This window comes from Fuerstiella sp., assembly GCA_022447225.1.
GTDB lineage: Bacteria > Planctomycetota > Planctomycetia > Planctomycetales > Planctomycetaceae > S139-18.
On record JAKVAZ010000030.1, the window covers coordinates 1 to 2,841 of the forward strand.

3 protein-coding genes are annotated in these 2,841 nt (G+C 55.7%); all 3 read right to left on the bottom strand.

Annotated features, from left to right (window positions below; all coding sequences use genetic code 11):
- Positions 1–915, bottom strand: a 915-nt coding sequence (locus tag MK110_19670) for a right-handed parallel beta-helix repeat-containing protein (GenBank protein MCH2213523.1), incomplete at its 3' end; no start/stop codon positions are given.
- Positions 916–1,329: 414 nt separating this feature from the next.
- Entirely contained in the window at positions 1,330–1,560 is a 231-nt protein-coding gene (locus tag MK110_19675; GenBank protein MCH2213524.1) for a hypothetical protein, read from the bottom strand.
- A gap of 154 nt (positions 1,561–1,714) precedes the next feature.
- Positions 1,715–2,841, bottom strand: a 1,127-nt coding sequence (locus MK110_19680) for a right-handed parallel beta-helix repeat-containing protein (GenBank protein ID MCH2213525.1), incomplete at its 5' end; no start/stop codon positions are given.

Here is a 2,841-nt window from a genome sequence, read left to right on the forward strand (position 1 = left end):
CAGAAACAATGCCTTGTCAGCCGGAAACGCGGAACACTGCAAATTGATGTTGGCGACAAACGTGTGGCTGGAACCATCAACGGACAGGCAGGAATCCCCTGCATCCGCCGGTGGGTCCGAAACGCGTGCAAAGGTATTGCGAAATACGGAATTCGCCGATCCACGCATCTCCACCGACATCCCGGAAGATTCAAACGTGTTCTCACTGATCAAACAGCCCCGAGCCGAATCCAGCATCATCAGATCGCCAACTTTTCCGTGCAAGGAATTTCGAGTGACAACCAGCCCCGCACCTCCCGTCTTCAATGCGATTCGGTCTGATGAGATCGTGTTGCCGGCAACCAGCGCCTGGGCCGATTCAATATCAATACCGACTGCCCTGCTTGTTTCCACTGTGTTGTCGAGACATAGAAACTGAGCTGCGTCTCGGACGACAAGCCCCGCGTGACCGCAATCCTGAATGTGCGACCGGGTAACGGATCCGCAATCCGCGAAGCGATCCTGACCGCGACCGCGGTAGTCCATGCCAAACTCTTTGCATCCAAGAATCTGAAGTCCATCGCAGTGGATTTTTCCGGATCGACGAATCTTCAGTCCACAGTCAACTTTGTTTCTGCCGTTCAGTCGCACCGACCCCGCGGGGCTGGCGAGACTAATCATTTCTGCATCCGAGATTTCAATCAGACATTCTGCCCCTGCGTCGTCCGACGCCCAAACGTCCGATTCCTCAGCAAACAGCAGACAGGTTCGCGACGGAATCGTCAGGGGTACCCGGTTTACCGTGACGCGTTCAGTCAATACGGCGATCACGACCGCATCCGGATCACTCTTTCGTACTTTGTGAAGTGCCGTACTCACAGCGTCGGCCGTACAGCTGCCGAAAACAAGTTGTTTGGTGAGTTCGTCTGGTGCCACCACGAAGGGTCCATCAGCAGTAGCTACTCTGGCCGAATCTGCAGCCAGGGAATCTGTCTCTGCGGCGTTGCTTAACGCTGTCCCGAAATACAATAGGACGCTTAGCGTCAGTCCAACTCTGTTCCTACGGCCCATCCTAATCATCGTTCACTCATTTGCTTGTGAAAACATCTGGTCTGTTGCGATTCCGATTACGTATCGCGGGTACAAAGAGTCTTCCGCCGTTCCCCGTGACTGATAGGAAATTTGATTTCCACTCCCGGTCCTATTGTAGCAGGTGGAACGGCCATGGCCGTCGAGCGAATCCTTGGCTTCTGGCCGTTTTGACCAGGCTGCTCCCTTTCAGGCCGCAAAACAGGTGTCGAGCCCGCAGCTCGCGCGCATCGCCCCCGGGCCGGCGTGCGTCGGGGAGGTTTAGAAGCTGGCCAGGAACGTGTCGATATCGACGTACGTCAGCTCTCGAGACTCATCGACCTGGTCCGCGGAACCGATTGGGCTGTCCGCATAGGCGGCATCCAGCTCGAGCACCAAGCCTTCCACATCAGGCGGCGCCCTTGGCGCCGACGCTCGCCACAAGCCACAGTGTTTTAGAATCTTCTCGATCACTTCGCCCTGAGGCGGTTCGATGAACGACACCACCTGCATCTGGCCGCCACACTCTGGACACGACAATGGGTTGACTTCGCTGGGTTGTTAGTTGACAGGGCTCGCTTGATGAGCATCGCCCACGTCTGGCTGCTGCGAGAAGTGGTGGTCTCCTCGGCCAATGGCTCGAGGGTTGGTAATGGAGTAGGCCCCTTCACTGGTCAGCCAGTGCATGTGCCGTCTGAGCAAATTCATTGCGGCCAAGCATTCTGGGACCCGGCGTGCAGAAGAATGGTCCGCTGCCCTTAACCGATACAGAGGAGGCTTTCGTCACGTTTTGTGAGACATATGTCTCACGCGAACTCCACATGCCTCCCAACAGCGGCCCGTTAGTAATCACGTTATTGAACAGCACGTTGTCGTGCATCAGCGCGCGGACACTGATGCCTCCGGAGCACTCGTTGCAGGCCATCAGGTTTCTGGCCAGTGGCTTTTCTTTGGAAGAGTTGTAGAGGCATATCGCGTGCAACCGATTGCTGTGTAGTTGATTACCGTAGATCGTGTTGTCGGCCGTTCCGGGCTCTTCAACAAATACACCGTGGCGCCCGTTTTCCGCGCACTTATTGAACAACGCAGTGCTTTGTCGACCGTAGGCATCGAAATCAATCCCGTCGGCCCCGTTGCCATCACATACGTTTCGAATTGCATGCACACTGCGACACACGTGAATCCACACACCACGATTTCGATTGTTCACCACACGGCACCCGTGCAAAAACATCGGACGTGCCAGATTGTGCCGGTTCTTGGTTGTCACTCCGTTGAAGCCGCTGTTCCGAATCGTGACGTCATCCAGCAATATCACGGCATCTCCCGGTGCATTCACCACGTGTTGCGCCATGCTTCCTCCGTCAAGGACCCCTCCTGAAATTCCGGCGATCCCAGTCGGTGGCATGAGAATCAGTTGTTCCAACTGGCTCCCTTCATCCTCCAGACCGGCAACCGGTCTGATCACACCGTCCAGCAATACAAAGCAATCGCGTGGCAGTTGCAGTCCGGTGGAAACATCATCGGCAACGAACTCTCCTTTCAGTCGGGCGACAATCACATCTTCCGGATGTTTGGTTCTGGCTTCGGCCAGTTGATCCTGCAGATCGGACAGCCGAGTTGGACTGCTGTTGGAAGATCGAACCGTCAGATCAAATCGTCCCATGCCCGCAACGACCGGAGTTTCCACATCCTGCAGTCCGTGCTTCGGAGGATCCAGAAACAATGCCTTGTCAGCCGGAAACGCGGAACACTGCAAATTGATGTTGGCGACAAACGTGTGGCTGGAACCAT